The organism is Burkholderia sp. BCC1644 (assembly GCF_902833225.1).
Taxonomy (GTDB): domain Bacteria; phylum Pseudomonadota; class Gammaproteobacteria; order Burkholderiales; family Burkholderiaceae; genus Burkholderia.
In genome coordinates this window covers 52,170-66,292 of record NZ_CADFEI010000030.1, presented here as the reverse complement: position 1 = coordinate 66,292, position 14,123 = coordinate 52,170, and the positions used below count along the sequence as shown (strand labels likewise).

Genomic DNA, 14,123 nt, shown 5'->3' with positions numbered 1-14,123 from the left:
ATGACCGTATTCCGTGCGGCACAGCCGCTTGACTGGCGACAAGTTGCAGCGGTGGCGGCAGGCGCGCCGCTTGCATTGACCGACGACGCGCGCGCGCGAGTCGTCGCCGCTCGCGAACTCGTCGACGAAATCGTCGCACGCGGCATTCGCGCGTACGGCGTCAACACGGGTGTCGGTGCGCTGTGCAATGTGATCGTATCGCCCGCTCAGCAGAGCGAGCTGTCGCGCAATATCCTGATGAGCCACGCGGTGGGTGTCGGCGTGCCGCTCGGCGCGGCGGAGACGCGCGCGATCATTGCAGCGGCGATCAACAATTACGTGCACGGGTATTCGGGCGTGCGTGCGGACGTCGTCGAGCAGCTGGTCGCGCTGCTCGAGCACGATTGCCTGCCCGAAGTGCCGGCGCACGGCTCGGTCGGCTACCTGACGCACATGGCGCACGTCGCGCTCGTCTGCATCGGCCACGGTCATGCGCGCTATCGCGGCGAGCGCATGCGCGGCGACGAGGCGCTTCGCCGTATCGGCCGCGAACCGCTCGTACTCGGCGCGAAGGAGGGGTTGAGCCTCGTCAACGGGACGCCGTGCGTCACGGGCCTGGCTGCGCTCGCACTCGCCCGCGCGGAACGCTTGCTCGACTGGGCCGACTGGATCGCGGCGATGAGCTTCGAGAACCTCGGCGGGCAACTCGCCGCATTCGATCCGGAGTCACTGGCACTGCGGATTTCGCCCGGCATCGGGCAGGTCGGTGTCCGTCTGCGCGCGCTGCTGGCGGGCAGCGGAATGCTGTCCGCGGCGAGCGGCCGGCATACGCAGGATCCGCTCAGCCTGCGCACGATTCCGCACGTGCATGGCGCGGCGCGCGACGTGTTCGTCGTCACGGCGGAGGTGGTCGATCGCGAACTTGCGTCCGTCACCGACAATCCGATCGTTGCCGGCACGCGAGAGGCGCCGGTCGCGCATTCGCAGGCACATGCCGTCGGCGCGGGCATCGCGCTTGCGATGGACAGCCTCGCCGCCGCGATGGCCCAGGTCGCGGCGATCGCCGAGCGGCGTCTCGACCGGCTGGTGAATCCGCTCGTCAGCGGGCTGCCGGCGTTTCTTGCGACGCCGGGCGGCAGCTGTTCGGGTTTCATGATCGCGCAGTACACGGCGGTCGCGCTGGTCGCGCAGAACCAGCGGCTCGCGGCGCCGGCGAGCCTCGACGGCGGCATCACGTCGGGGCTGCAGGAAGATCACCTGTGTCACGCGACGCCGGCTGCCCTGAAGGCGCTCGACATCATCGAGAATACGACGCGCGTGCTCGCGATCGAGCTATTGGCCGCCGCGCAGGCATACGATCTGCAGCGGGACGAAACCGGGCGCGCCGCGTCGACCGATGCGTTGTGGCGCCACGTGCGCGAACGCGTGCCGGCGTATCACGACGACCGGCCGCTTGCGGACGACATCGCGATCGCGGCCGGCATCGTCGCGGGCGTGCCGCCTTCGTTGCAGTGACGACGGGCGACGACGGCGAGGCATCCATCATTCATTCGGTCGAGGGCGCATGAACGAAACGGAACGCGAACTTTCGGCACGGCCGGCGAGGGCATCGGGCGACGCCGTGCCGGCGCGCGCACTGCCGGCTTATCAGCAGATCAAGCGCTACGTCGTCGATCGGATCGCGCAGGGCGACTGGAAGCCCGGTGGCGCGATTCCAACCGAGGCCGAGCTGGTCAAGGAATTTGGCGTGGCCCGGATGACGGTATCGCGCGCGCTGCGCGAACTGACGGCCGAGCGCGTGCTGACCCGCATCCAGGGGGCCGGCACGTTCGTCGAGCGCCGGCATTACGAATCGACGGTGCTGGAGATCCGCAACATCGCGGACGAGATTGCGGAGCGCGGTCATCGGCACAGTGCGCGGGTCCTGCTGATCGAGCGCAGCGTCGACCCGGAAGCGATCGATGCGCTCGGGCTGCGTTCCGGGCCCGTGTTTCATTCACGCATCGTGCATTTCGAGGAAGACGAGCCGATCCAGTTCGAGGATCGCTACGTCAATCCGGCCTTGTTTCCTGCGTATCTGGAGCAGGACTTCACGATCGAGACGCCGAATCATTACATGGTGCGCCTGGCGCCGATTCAGCGTGCCGAGTTCAGGATCTACGCGGAGAAGCCCAATGCGCAGGTGCGTCGGCATCTCGTGATGGAAATCGGCGAACCGTGTCTGCTGTTGAGGCGCCGCACGTGGGTCGGCGAGCATGTTGCCACGTCGGTCAGGCTGTGGCATCCGGCGTCACGGTTTCACCTGGCGGGGAACATGTAGGACCGTCGCCGGCCGGCTGAACGGGTCGCGGCACGCGCGATCCCGAGGGCCGGCAACGGTTGCGGGCTCGCGTCGGGCGTGGCGTCAGTCGCCGCCCTTTTCGAGCACGTTCTGCGTCAGCGTGACCGACGGTATCGTCGGCTTGAGCAACGCGCGGCGAGCGCGGCTGCTCAGCCACTTCCAGCCGGCCGCGAGCAGCAGTGCGACCAGCGGAATCGATGCGATCGTCCACGTTCCGTTCGGGTAGTCGAACGCCATCAGGACCAGCACGCCGAGCAGGAACAGCAGCGTCAGCCACGACGTCACGGGCGCGCCGGGCATCCTGAACGACACGTCCTCGACCTCGCCGCGCCCGACCGCGGCGCGGAACTTCATCTGGCATACGACGATGAACCCCCATGTGCTGATGATGCCGAGCGACGCGATGTTCAGCACGATCTCGAACACGCTCGACGGCACGAGATAGTTGAGCAGCACGCCCACCACGTAGATCGCGACTGTCACGAGAATGCCGGCGTACGGCACGGATTGCGCGCTCATCCTGGCGAGGAACGCCGGGGCCGAGCCGCCCATCGACAGCGAACGCAACACGCGCCCGGTCGAATACAGGCCGGAGTTGAGGCTCGACAGCGCGGCCGTCAGCACGACCAGGTTCATCACCGAACCGATGCCGGGTACGCCGAGCGCTCCGAAGAACGTGACGAACGGGCTCTGGCCCGCCTTGTACGCGCTCCATGGCAGCAGGCAGACGAGCAGGACGACCGACGCGACGTAGAAGATCGCGATGCGCCAGATCACGTTGTTGATCGCGCGCGGCAGCACCTTGCGCGCATCCTTGCATTCGCCGGCGGCCGTGCCCACCAGCTCGACGCCCGCGAACGCGAACACCACGCCTTGCACGAGCACCAGCGCCGGCATCAATCCGTGCGGAAAGAACCCGCCGTGGTCGGTGATCAGATGCAGCCCGGTGTCATGGCCGGCGACCGGCATGCCGGTGCCGAGGATCAGCGAACCGATTCCGAGGAACAGCACGATCGCGGCAACCTTGATCAGCGCGAACCAGAACTCCATTTCGGCGAACCACTTCACGCCGATCAGGTTCATCGTCGCGACGATGCAAAGCGCGACGAGCGCGAAGATCCATTGCGGCACGCCAGCGAACGGCGCCCAGTAATGCATGTAGAGCGCGACCGCGGTGATGTCGACGATGCCGGTCATCGCCCAGTTCAGGAAGTACATCCAGCCTGCGACGAACGATGCCTTCTCGCCGAGGAATTCGCGCGCGTACGACACGAAGCTGCCGCTGCTGGGGCGATGCATCACGAGTTCGCCCAGTGCGCGCAGGATCAGGAACGAAAACGCGCCGCACACCAGATAGACGATCGCGAGCGCGGGTCCGGCTGCCTGCAGCCGGGCGCCGGCCCCGAGAAACAGCCCGGTGCCGATGGCCCCGCCGATCGCGATCATCTGCACCTGTCGATTGCCGAGGGTCTTGTGATAACCGGCTTCGTGCGATTCGAGCCAGTTGCGTTTGTCGGTCTCGCGGGTGGTCGACGGGTCGGGAATCGATGCCATGGCTGCATCCTCGTGCACGAATGTGATTGGATTCATCCCGGTCGCGAGACGACCGGAACCACCGGTACCGGAGAAACAGGGGCGCGGAATCCAGCCTGGCCGTCCTGATCGTGCTTCGCCGGGCGCGGCGAGGTACGGTACGTCGTGAACGTATTCAGCCGTAATTCGGATCACAAACGGAATGCAAATTTCGACTGGGCCTGTTCGAATCCGTGCATACGGGACTGGCCATCACGCGCACGGCGAGCCGGTTGCCGGCCGGCGCGTGAACAGGCTGGTTAATTTGGTGCGCCGGTGCGCGCCGCGAATGGGCAACCGCCGCGGCCGGTGCCGGCTCGTGCACCGAAATGAGGAATGCGGTTCGCCAGGCATTCCGTCCGGTGCCGGCGCGGCCGGCTTCGCGCGGCGATGGCCCGGTTCTTGCTGAAGTGGCTCGGGCCGCGCAACGGTTGCGCGCTGCCCGGCGACAAACCAGACAAGGAAGAACCACCGTGAGCCCGACGACTCGACTGTTTCCCCGACGCACCTGGCTGGCTGCGCTGATCGCAGCACCCGCGATGGCGTTGTTCGCTGCCGCCCCGGCGCATGCCGACGCGATCGACACCATCGCGAAAAGCGGCGCGCTGCGCGTTGCGGTGCCGGAGGACTATCCGCCGTTCGGATCGGTCGGTACCGACATGCAGCCGCAGGGCTACGACATCGACATGGCCGAACTGCTCGCCAAGTCGCTCGGCGTGAAGCTGAAGCTGGTGCCCGTCAACAGCGCGAACCGCATTCCGTACCTGACGACCAACAAGGTCGACATGGTGATCTCGTCGCTCGGCAAGACGCCGGAGCGGGAGAAGGTCATCGACTTTTCGACCGCATACGCGCCGTATTTCCAGGGCGTGTTCGGGCCGGCCGACGTGAAAGTGAGCGCGCCGGCCGACCTGACCGGCAAGACGGTCGGCGCCACGCGCGGCGCGCTCGAGGAAATCGCGCTGTCGCAGCTCGCGCCGAACGCGACGATCAAGCGCTTCGAGGACAACAACGCGACGATCCAGGCGTTCCTGTCGGGGCAAGTGCAGCTGATCGCCGCGGGCAACATCGTCGCGGCGGCCATTCTCGCGAAGAATCCGCCGCGTCGGCCCGAGGTCAAGTTCGTGATCAAGAATTCGCCGTGCTTCGTCGGGATCAACAAGAACGAACCGCGCCTGCTCGCGAAGATCGACGACACGATCGCACATGCGAAGCTGGACGGCACGTTGGGCACGATGTCGAAGAAGTGGCTCGGCCAGCCGTTGCCGGCCGGCCTGTGAGCGTTCCCGGCCGCGCCTGAAGCGCCGCCGCGGCCGGCATGCCCGGCACGGCGGATGTCGTTGTCCGCACCTGAATTTATTCCCTTGTCATGAGTTACCAGCTTCAATTCGGTGAACTGGCCGATTACGCGGGCGTGTTCGCGGGCGGCGCGGCGATCACGCTGGCACTGACCGCGGTCGCGACCGTGCTCGGCGTGGCGATCGGCGTGCTCGGCGCGGCCGCATACAGTGCAGACGCGCCCGCTGCCGTGCGGCTGCGCCCGTTGATCGGCGCGTACGTCGAGGCGATCCGCAATACCCCATTCGTCGTCCAGCTGTTCTTCATCTTTTTCGGCTTGCCCGCGCTCGGCGTGCGCATCGACGAATACACGGCCGCGATTCTCGCGATGACGCTCAATCTCGGCGCGTACGCGGTCGAGATCGTGCGCGCGGGCGTCGCCGCCGTGCCGAACGGGCATCTTGAAGCGGCATCCGCACTTGCGATGTCGCGCGCGCAGATGCTGCGCCACGTCGTTCTGCCGCAGGCGCTCGCCAAGGTGTTTCCGGCGCTCTCGAGCCAGATCGTGATCACGATGCTCGGGTCGGCGGTCGTGTCGCAAATCTCGGTGGCCGACCTGACCTATGCGGCGGGCTATATTCAATCGCGCAACTTTCGCGCATTCGAGACGTATTTCGTGATCACGCTCGCGTATCTGGCGATGGCGCTGCTGTTGCGCGCCACGCTTGGCGCGATGGGCCGCCGCCTGTTCTCCCGTCGCATGCGAGGTGCGCGATGACCGACTTCACATTCGGGCAGATACTCGCGAACCTGCTGCTGGCCGCGCGCTGGACGATCGTGCTGTCGATCGTGTCGTTCGTATCCGGCGGCATCGTCGGCTTGGGGCTGCTCGTGATGCGCGTGTCGAACTCGACGGTGTTGCGCGGCGGCGCGAAGCTCTACATCGAGGTGTTTCAGGGCACCCCGTTGCTGATGCAGCTGTTCATCGTGTTCTTCGGCTTGCCGCTCGTCGGGTTCGACGTTCCGCCGTGGGTCGCGGCCACGGCAGGGCTCACGTTCTTCACCAGCGCGTATCTCGCCGAAATCTGGCGCGGCTGCGTCGAGGCGGTGCCGAAAGGGCAATGGGAGGCGTCGGCGAGCCTGGCGATGAGCTATGTCGAGCAACTGCGTCACGTGATCCTGCCGCAGGCCGCGCGCATCGCGATCGGGCCGACGGTCGGCTTCGGCGTGCAGGCCGTGAAGGATACGGCGCTGGTGTCGATCATCGGCTTCACCGAGCTGACGAAAGCCGGCATCGCGATCTCGAACGCGACGTTCCGTCCGTTCGTCGTGTACGGGCTCGTCGCGCTGATCTATTTCGCGCTCTGTTATCCGCTCACCCGATATGCGCGCACGTTGCAAAGGAGATGGCATGCCGCTCGTTGAAACCCGGGGTCTCGAAAAGAACTTCGGCTCCCATCATGTGCTCAAGGGCATCGATTTCTCCGTCGAGCGCGGTCAGGTCGTCTCGATCATCGGCCGCAGCGGCTCGGGCAAGAGCACGTTGCTGCGCACGCTCAACGGGCTCGAGCGTATCGACGCGGGGACGATCTCGATCGACGGCGAACGCGTCGACGCACGGCAAGCGGACCTGCGTGCGCTGCGGCTGAAGGTCGGGATGGTGTTCCAGCAATACAACCTGTTTCCGCATCTGAGCGCCGGACAGAACGTGATGCTCGCGCAGTCGGTCGTGAAGAAGGCGCACAGTCAGCAGGCGCGCGCGATCGCGGAACTGATGCTCGAGCGCGTCGGGCTCGGCGACAAGTTCGATGCGTTTCCGGATGAGCTGTCGGGCGGCCAGCAGCAGCGTGTCGCGATCGCGCGTGCGCTCGCGATGAAGCCGAGCGTGCTGCTGTGCGACGAAATCACGTCGGCGCTCGATCCCGAACTGGTCGGCGAGGTGCTGGGTGTCGTCGAGCAACTCGCACGCGAGGACATGACGCTGATCATGGTCACGCACGAGATGAACTTCGCGCGGGCGGTGAGCGACAGGATCGTGTTCATGCACCAGGGCAGAGTGTGGGAAACCGGGACGGCCGAGGCGATCTTCGAGCAGCCGCAGACCGTGGAGTTGACGCGGTTTCTGGGCAGCGTCCGGAATCCGGAAGCCGTCGCGCGCTGATGCGTCGAGCGACACGTGCCCGCTGCCGGGCCGGCACGGGCGGCGGGCACGAGGCCGGGGTTCCTGTACATCCGGTTCGTTCCGGCCCGGCCCGGATTCAATCAAGCCCGCCCTGGCACAGGTACTTGATCGACAGGTAATCGTCGAGACCGTAGCGCGAGCCTTCGCGGCCGTAGCCCGATTCCTTCACGCCGCCGAACGGTGCGGCCTCGCTCGCGAGCGCGCCTTCGTTGATCCCGACGATACCGGTCTCGAGCCGCGCCGACACGCGCGCGATGCGCCGCACGTCCTGCGTATAGAAATACGCGGCAAGCCCGAACGGCGTGTCGTTCGCGGCGCCGACGGCTTCGTCCTCGGTATCGAAGCGAAACAGCGCCGCGACCGGGCCGAAGGTTTCCTCGCAGGTCAGCTGCATGTCGGCGGTGGCGTCGGCGAGCACCGTCGGCGCATAAAAGTTCGGGCCGAGTTCGGCCAGACGCTTGCCGCCGGCGAGCACGCGTGCACCACGCTCGATGGCGTCGTCGACGTGGCGCGCAATCTTGTCCACCGCACGCGCGTTGATCATCGGGCCGATTTGTGCGGCGGGGTCGGTGGCCGGCGCGACCTTCAGCGCGGCGACACGCGTGGCGAGTTTCGCGGCGAAGGCGTCGTAGACGCCGGCCTGCACGTACACGCGATTCGGCGACACGCAGGTCTGGCCGCCGTTGCGGAACTTCGAGGCCATCAGGCCGTCGACCGCGGCGTCGAGTTCGGCATCGTCGAACACGATGAACGGCGCATTGCCGCCGAGCTCCAGCGACAGCTTCTTCAGCGTCGTCGCCGATTCGCGCGCGAGCAGCTTGCCGACGGGCGTCGATCCGGTGAACGTGATCTTGCGCACGCGGCCGTCGGCGAGCCAGTCGCCTACCGCATCGATGCCGCGTTCGCGCGACGCGGCGATCATGTTCAGCACGCCGGGCGGCACGCCGGCTTCCTGCGCGAGGAAGGCGAGTGCGAGCGCGGTCAGCGGCGTGTCCTCCGCCGGCTTCGCGACGACCGTACAGCCGGCCGCGAGTGCGGGCGCGATCTTGCGCGCGATCATCGCGAGCGGGAAATTCCACGGCGTGATCGCGGCGACGATGCCGATCGGTTCCTTCACCGCACTGAGCCGCTTGCCGCGCTGCTGCTGCGGAATCAGGTCGCCGTACGTGCGCGTCGCTTCCTCGGCGAACCACAGCACGTACGACGCGCCGTACGCGACCTCGCCGCGCGCTTCCGCTAGCGGCTTGCCCTGTTCGCGCGACATCAGCTTCGCGAGATCGTCGGTGTGCGCGACGATCGCCGCATGCCACGCACGCAGGATCGCGGCGCGATCGCGGGCCGGGGTCGCGCGCCACGCCGGCAGCGCGCGTGCGGCCGCATCGGTCGCGGTGCGCGCGTCGGCGGCGCCGCTGTCGGGTGCGGGGGCAACGGTTTCGAGCGTCGCCGGATCGATGACATCGAAGCGACGGCCGTCGAGCGCGTCGCGCCACGTGCCGTCGATCAGGTTGGCGGTGCGAACGAGTTCGGTGCGGGACAGCGTAAGCGGCATGACAGGTCCTTGGATGGAGCGGTTCGGCGACAGCGGCCGCGCGACGACCCCGTGCGGACCGCGGGCTGCCGCGTTCAGGGGGATCGCACGCTGCGGTCAGTGCCGTTCGCCGAACAGCGATTCGAGCGGGTAGTGCCGTTTGACGAACGGCGACTTGATGATCACGTAACTGAAATATTTCTCGATGCCGATGTTCTGCTCGAGCAGCCCTTCGACGATCGTCTGGTAGTGGCTCACGCTGCGCGTGATGAACTTCAGCAGATAGTCGTAGCCGCCGCTCGCGAGGTGGCACTCGACGATTTCGTCGACATTGCGGATTGCCGCGACGAAGCGGTCGAAATCCTCGCGGCGGTGGTCGGCCAGCGTGACCTCGGTGAACACGACCTGCACGTCGCCGAGTTTCTCGAGCTGGATGTGCGCGCCGTAACCGCCGATGTAGCCGGCCTTTTCGAGCCGCTTCACGCGGATCAGGCATGGACTGGGCGACAGCCCGACGGCATCGGCCAGCTCGACGTTGGTCATGCGGCCGCGCTTCTGCAACTGGGAGAGGATGCGCAGGTCGATGCGATCCAGCTTGCTGTCCGTCATGTTCACGTGAGAGGGAAAAAATGGAATGTCCGGTTACTTTAGAGTCGAACGATGGCCGCCACAAGCCCGGCTTTCCCTTGGCCCGTCAGGCCGGCTGCGCGTGCGCGGCGTCCAGCGCGCGCTGGACGCCCGCGTCGGCCAGCACGTCGTCGAGCGTCTTGCGCACGCGTTCGAACATCAGGTCGAACTCGCCCGCGGTGAAGCTCAGCGCCGGCGCGAAGCCGAGCACGCCGTCGCCGAACGCGCGAAACACCACGCCGTTCGCGTACGCGGCCGCCGCGATCCTGTCCGGCACGTTCAGCGCCGCGTCGAAGCGTGTCTTGCGCGCCTTGTCGGCCACCAGTTCGAGCGCGCCGAGCAGGCCGGCCGAACGCGCGTCGCCGACGAGCGGATGCGCGCGCAGCGCATCGAGGCCCGCGGCGAAGCGCGGCGCCATCGCCTGACCGTTCGCGAGCAGGCCGCCTTCGTGATAGAGCTTCAGCACCTCGAGGCCGATCGCCGCGCTGACCGGATGCGCGGAATACGTGTAGCCGTGGCCGACCGCAGCCGACTCCGTGCGACTGCCCGCGATGCCCTCGTAGATTTCGTCGGACATCAGCACGGCGCCCATCGGCGCATAACCGGCGGTCAGTCCCTTCGCGACGGTCATCAGGTCCGGATCGACCTGTTCCGTCTCGCATGCGAACAGCGGGCCCGTGCGGCCGAAGCCGGTGATCACCTCGTCGGCGACGAACAGGATGCCGAGGCGCCGGCACGCGTCGCGCATCGCCTTCAGCCAGCCGGTGGGCGGCACGATCACGCCGCCGGAACCCTGTACGGGCTCGCAGAAGAACGCCGCGACGTGGTCCGCGCCGAGTTCCGCGACTTTCGCCTCGAGCGCGGCGACCGACGCGGCGATCAGCGCCTGCGGGTCGTCGCCGAGTGCGTGGCGATACGGGTAGGGAGACGGAATGTGGTGCTGGTCCGCGCGCGGCAGATCGAAATGGCGGTGGAACGCCGGCAGCGCGGTCAGGCCGGCGCCGATCGACGACGAACCGTGATAGCCGCGTTCGAGCGCGATCATGTGTTTCTTCGACGGGCGGCCGGTCGCGTTGAAATAGTGCGTGATGAAGCGCACCGCGGAGTCGACCGCGTCCGATCCACCGAGCGTGAAGTACACGCGGTTCAGCGACGGCGGAGCGAGCGCCGCGAGCCGTTCGGCCAGCTCGATCGCGGGCTGCGAGCCGAAATGGAAATAGCCGGTCGCGTAGGGCAGCTTCGCCATCTGGTCGGCCGCGGCCTTCACGATGCTGTCGCGGCCATAGCCGACGTTCACGCACCACAGGCCCGAGAACGCGTCGAGCAGGGTATGGCCGTCGGCGTCGCGCAGGAACACGCCGTTCGCGGCTTCGAGCACGGTCACGCCGCGCGCCTCGTGCGTACGGTAGTTGATGACGGGGTGGATCAGGTGTTGACGATCGGCTTCGATCAGCGCGGCTTGGTTCATGGCAGGGCGGGACTCTCGTCGGGTGTCAGCGTGAGTTCATGCTACCGGGCGAGAAATTCGCACGCGTCTTCAATTTGCGCGCTGAAACGTACGAAAGCGGTGTTTGCACGGGGTGCTTCGGCATTTTCTGCTGCGCGCCCCGCCGGGCCGGATGCGCGCGTCAGTAGCCGCGCGCACGATCGACGACGCCGATCATCGGTTGTCCCGCGCGATGGCGCGCGAGGTTCGCGAGCACGGCGTCGACCGCGGTGTTGGGCCGTGTCGCACTGGCAATGTGGGGGGTAATGCGGATGCGCGGGTGCGTCCAGAACGGGTGGCCGGCCGGCAATGGTTCGGGGTCCGTCACGTCGAGGATCGCGCTGTCGAGGCGGCCGCCGTCGAGCGCGGCGAGCAGCGCGGCCGCATCGAGCTGCGGGCCGCGCCCGACCTGCACGAGCGATGCGCCGGCCGGCAGCGCGTCGAACACGCGCGCGCCGAGCAGGCCGCGCGTGCCGTCGGTGAGCGGCAGCAGGCAGATCAGGATATCGGTGCGGGCCAGGAACGCTTCGAGCGCGGCGTCGCCCGCGTAGCAGTCGATGCCGTCGAGCGTGCGCGGCGTGCGGCTCCAGCCCGCACACGGGAAACCGAAGCGCCGCAGCATGTCGAGCACGGCCTGGCCGAGCGTGCCGAGGCCGAGTACGCCGACGCGCCGCGACGCGGCTGCACGCACCGGTTTCTCGCGCCACACGTGCTCGCGCTGCTGCGCCGCATAGTCGAACAGGTCGCGATGGATCGTCAGCACGGCCTGCGTCACGTATTCGACCATCCCGTCGACGATGCCCGGCTCGATCATCCGCACGACAGGAATGTGTGCCGGAACGCGCAGCAGGTCGAACTGATCGATGCCGGCGCCGACGGAAAACACGACCTCGAGATTCGGGAGCAGCGCGGCCGGCTCGTCCGGCGGCTGCCACGCGGCGAGATAGCGGACCGCTTCGGGGTCGCCGATGTCCGGCCAGATCCGGAACGCAAGATCGGGCGCCAGTTGTGCGAAGCGCTGCGCCCATTGCGCCCCGCGCACCGGGTCGGCCTTGTACAGGAAGCTCATCGCCGTGCCGCTCAGCCGAGCGCCTGGTTCACGATCGAGAACGCGCGCAACGCCGGGTCGCGCGCCGGCGTCGCTCCGCGCGCCATCGCGACGACGGTATCGACCCGCGGCAGCCCGAGGCCCTGCAGCCAGTCGGATAGCCCGCTGTCGCCCGGCACGTCCAGCCGCACGAACATGCCCTCGTGCAGCGCGAGCCAGTGACTGATCAGCGCTTGCGCGCGCAACGCGTCCGGTGCCACCACCGGGCCGATCGCATGACCGCGGCCGAAGCGGCGAAACAGCGCGAAGCCGAGCAATTCGCCGTCACGATCGAGCGCGATGCCGTTCGCGACGCCGAGCAGCGCATCGATGACTTCGTCGCGTCGATAGCCGGCGGCGCGCGACGCGAGCGCGGCGAGCCGTGGCCCGTCGTTTGCGCCGATGGGCCGCAGGCGCTCGCCCGGCGGCAGCGAGATCAGCGGCGGCTGGAAGGCCGCGCCCTGGTGTTGATCGATCGTATCGATCACGTCGAATCCGAATTTCGCGTACAGCGGTTCGCCTGCCGGCGTCGCATGCAGAAAAATGGTTCGCGTACCGAAGCTGTCGACCACGCGGGTGAGCAGTTCGCGCCCGATGCCGCGGCCCTGGCGCTCGGGAGACACGATGACCATGCCGAGCGACGCGTGCGATTCGCCGAAGCGCCAGCCAAGCGCGGTACCGACGATGCCGCTGTCGTCTTCGGCGACGAAGCCGCTGCCGAGTTGGAAAACGAAGCGCCAGTCGTCGAGCCGGTGCGGCCACTTGACCGCCTCCGACAGCCGATGTGCGGCGGGCAGGTCGGTTTCGGCGAGTGGACGATAGGTAAGCGCGCTGGAAGGATTGAGGTCGGACACGCCGGACTCCGGATGGGTGGGAATGACCTGTCCACTCTGCCAGCGACACAGCGGCACGGATAGGACGATTCGCCTGTTTCCCCGCGACGACGGCCGCTCGCGCGAGATCGATGCAAACCCGCTCGATCGGCGCGCACGAACGCGCGCAGCATGCCGCCGGGGCTCGTCAATCCGACAGCGCCTGCTGTGGGAACGGCACTACGATGAAAGCGACGGTGCCGTTGCCGCCTGCCTGCGGCCGCGCCACGCCGGCAGGCGCCGCAGATCGTGCTGCCCGCGCCGGGCAACACGCGGCGAATGTGCGTTTTGGGCTGCGCCGAACGACGCGCGCCGGGTTTTTTGCCCTGATTCAATTTCGTACAACCCAGCCCGTCCCCGGCCCTGCCGGGGCTTCACACCGACAGGACGCACCATGATCCAGTTTGAACCGAAGTTCATCACCTTCGACTGCTACGGCACGCTGACCCGCTTCCGGATGGCGGACCTGGCGCGCGAGATCTACGCGGACCGGCTGTCGCCGGTCGCGATGGAGGAATTCGTGCGCGCGTTCGCCGCCTATCGGCTCGACGAGGTGCTCGGGGCCTGGAAGCCGTACCGCGACGTCGTCGTCAACGCGATCCGGCGCACCTGTGCGCGCATCGGTGTGCCGTTCGACGAAGCCGAGGCCGAGCGTTTCTATCATGCGGTGCCGACGTGGGGCCCGCATCCGGACGTGCCGGCCGGGCTTTCGCGGCTGGCCACGAAGTACAAGCTCGTGATCCTGTCGAATGCATCGGACGACCAGATCATGAGCAACGTCGACAAGCTCGGCGCGCCGTTCCATGCGGTGTTCACCGCGCAGCAGGCGCAGTCGTACAAGCCGCGCATGCAGGGCTTCGAATACATGTTCGGCAAGCTCGGCTGCAAGCCCGAGGACGTGCTGCACGTGTCGTCGAGCCTGCGCTACGACCTGATGACGGCCGAGGATCTCGGGATCCGGCACAAGGCGTTCGTGAACCGCGGCCACGAGCCGGGCACGCCGTTCTACAACTATTACGAAGTGTCGGATATCGGCCATCTCGCGACGCAGCTCGGCCTGTAAGCGACCTGTCGGCCGCACGGCGTTCCGTCGTGCGGCGCGCTGCCGGCTCGCCGCGCTGCCCGGGAACACCCCGCGCACGCGGCCGGGCGCCGGCGTCGGAACATCACG

General features: G+C 67.5%; 13 protein-coding genes. 7 read left to right on the top strand and 6 right to left on the bottom strand.

Annotated features, from left to right (window positions below; genetic code table 11):
- Complete coding sequence (hutH, locus tag HWX87_RS35830; RefSeq protein WP_176051546.1) at positions 1-1,494, top strand: histidine ammonia-lyase; 1,494 nt, start codon at positions 1-3, stop codon at positions 1,492-1,494.
- A 49-nt stretch (positions 1,495-1,543) separates the two neighbouring features.
- The gene (gene hutC / locus HWX87_RS35825) at positions 1,544-2,299 is read left to right on the top strand and encodes a histidine utilization repressor (RefSeq protein ID WP_176051545.1); all 756 of its coding nucleotides are present in this window, start codon (positions 1,544-1,546) and stop codon (positions 2,297-2,299) included.
- An 84-nt stretch (positions 2,300-2,383) separates the two neighbouring features.
- On the opposite strand, the gene ansP is transcribed toward hutC, so the two are convergent.
- Complete coding sequence (gene ansP, locus HWX87_RS35820; protein WP_176051544.1) at positions 2,384-3,874, bottom strand: L-asparagine permease; 1,491 nt, start codon at positions 3,872-3,874, stop codon at positions 2,384-2,386.
- Between the two features lie 491 nt (positions 3,875-4,365).
- On the opposite strand from ansP, the gene HWX87_RS35815 reads away from it, so the two are divergent.
- The 4 genes from HWX87_RS35815 (at position 4,366) to HWX87_RS35800 (ending at position 7,331) form a co-directional block, all read left to right on the top strand.
- Positions 4,366-5,172 (top strand): transporter substrate-binding domain-containing protein, encoded by an 807-nt coding sequence (locus HWX87_RS35815; RefSeq protein ID WP_176051543.1) that lies wholly within the window; start codon positions 4,366-4,368, stop codon positions 5,170-5,172.
- Positions 5,173-5,261: 89 nt separating this feature from the next.
- Positions 5,262-5,948 carry an amino acid ABC transporter permease gene (locus tag HWX87_RS35810; RefSeq protein WP_176051542.1) on the top strand — a complete coding sequence of 229 codons (687 nt, stop codon included), beginning with the start codon at positions 5,262-5,264 and terminating at the stop codon, positions 5,946-5,948.
- Positions 5,945-6,595 carry an amino acid ABC transporter permease gene (locus HWX87_RS35805; RefSeq protein WP_176051541.1) on the top strand — a complete coding sequence of 217 codons (651 nt, stop codon included), beginning with the start codon at positions 5,945-5,947 and terminating at the stop codon, positions 6,593-6,595. Before HWX87_RS35810 ends, HWX87_RS35805 begins: the two co-directional genes overlap by 4 nt.
- Positions 6,582-7,331, top strand: a complete 750-nt coding sequence (locus HWX87_RS35800) for an amino acid ABC transporter ATP-binding protein (RefSeq protein WP_176051540.1) — start codon at positions 6,582-6,584, stop codon at positions 7,329-7,331. The genes HWX87_RS35805 and HWX87_RS35800 overlap by 14 nt, the downstream gene beginning before the upstream one ends.
- 97 nt (positions 7,332-7,428) lie before the next feature.
- Here the strand turns inward: HWX87_RS35800 and HWX87_RS35795 are convergent, their stop codons facing one another.
- From HWX87_RS35795 to HWX87_RS35775, 5 genes are all read right to left on the bottom strand, one after another.
- The gene (locus HWX87_RS35795; protein ID WP_176051539.1) at positions 7,429-8,901 is read right to left on the bottom strand and encodes an NAD-dependent succinate-semialdehyde dehydrogenase; all 1,473 of its coding nucleotides are present in this window, start codon (positions 8,899-8,901) and stop codon (positions 7,429-7,431) included.
- 96 nt (positions 8,902-8,997) lie between these two features.
- The gene (locus tag HWX87_RS35790) at positions 8,998-9,489 is read right to left on the bottom strand and encodes a winged helix-turn-helix transcriptional regulator (protein ID WP_006749694.1); all 492 of its coding nucleotides are present in this window, start codon (positions 9,487-9,489) and stop codon (positions 8,998-9,000) included.
- 85 nt (positions 9,490-9,574) lie between these two features.
- Entirely contained in the window at positions 9,575-10,975 is a 1,401-nt protein-coding gene (locus HWX87_RS35785) for an aspartate aminotransferase family protein (RefSeq protein WP_176051538.1), read from the bottom strand.
- A gap of 160 nt (positions 10,976-11,135) precedes the next feature.
- Positions 11,136-12,062: a glyoxylate/hydroxypyruvate reductase A gene (locus HWX87_RS35780; RefSeq protein ID WP_176051537.1), complete on the bottom strand. Its 927-nt coding sequence runs from the start codon at positions 12,060-12,062 to the stop codon at positions 11,136-11,138.
- A gap of 11 nt (positions 12,063-12,073) precedes the next feature.
- Positions 12,074-12,934, bottom strand: a complete 861-nt coding sequence (locus HWX87_RS35775; protein WP_176051536.1) for a GNAT family N-acetyltransferase — start codon at positions 12,932-12,934, stop codon at positions 12,074-12,076.
- 412 nt (positions 12,935-13,346) lie between these two features.
- Here HWX87_RS35775 and HWX87_RS35770 point away from each other — a divergent pair, with 412 nt between their 5' ends.
- Positions 13,347-14,015 carry a haloacid dehalogenase type II gene (locus HWX87_RS35770; RefSeq protein ID WP_176051535.1) on the top strand — a complete coding sequence of 223 codons (669 nt, stop codon included), beginning with the start codon at positions 13,347-13,349 and terminating at the stop codon, positions 14,013-14,015.
- The last annotated feature ends 108 nt before the right edge of the window (positions 14,016-14,123 follow it).

Excerpts from the sequence above, each read along its gene's own strand:
- HWX87_RS35805 (WP_176051541.1), top strand. The coding sequence starts at position 5,945 with ATGACCGACTTCACATTCGGGCAGATACTCGCGAACCTGCTGCTGGCC.
- HWX87_RS35800 (WP_176051540.1), top strand. The coding sequence starts at position 6,582 with ATGCCGCTCGTTGAAACCCGGGGTCTCGAAAAGAACTTCGGCTCCCAT.
- HWX87_RS35785 (WP_176051538.1), bottom strand. The coding sequence starts at position 10,975 with ATGAACCAAGCCGCGCTGATCGAAGCCGATCGTCAACACCTGATCCAC.
- HWX87_RS35795 (WP_176051539.1), bottom strand. The coding sequence starts at position 8,901 with ATGCCGCTTACGCTGTCCCGCACCGAACTCGTTCGCACCGCCAACCTG.
- hutC (WP_176051545.1), top strand. The coding sequence starts at position 1,544 with ATGAACGAAACGGAACGCGAACTTTCGGCACGGCCGGCGAGGGCATCG.
- HWX87_RS35770 (WP_176051535.1), top strand. The coding sequence starts at position 13,347 with ATGATCCAGTTTGAACCGAAGTTCATCACCTTCGACTGCTACGGCACG.
- ansP (WP_176051544.1), bottom strand. The coding sequence starts at position 3,874 with ATGGCATCGATTCCCGACCCGTCGACCACCCGCGAGACCGACAAACGC.
- HWX87_RS35790 (WP_006749694.1), bottom strand. The coding sequence starts at position 9,489 with ATGACGGACAGCAAGCTGGATCGCATCGACCTGCGCATCCTCTCCCAG.
- HWX87_RS35810 (WP_176051542.1), top strand. The coding sequence starts at position 5,262 with ATGAGTTACCAGCTTCAATTCGGTGAACTGGCCGATTACGCGGGCGTG.
- hutH (WP_176051546.1), top strand. The coding sequence starts at position 1 with ATGACCGTATTCCGTGCGGCACAGCCGCTTGACTGGCGACAAGTTGCA.
- HWX87_RS35780 (WP_176051537.1), bottom strand. The coding sequence starts at position 12,062 with ATGAGCTTCCTGTACAAGGCCGACCCGGTGCGCGGGGCGCAATGGGCG.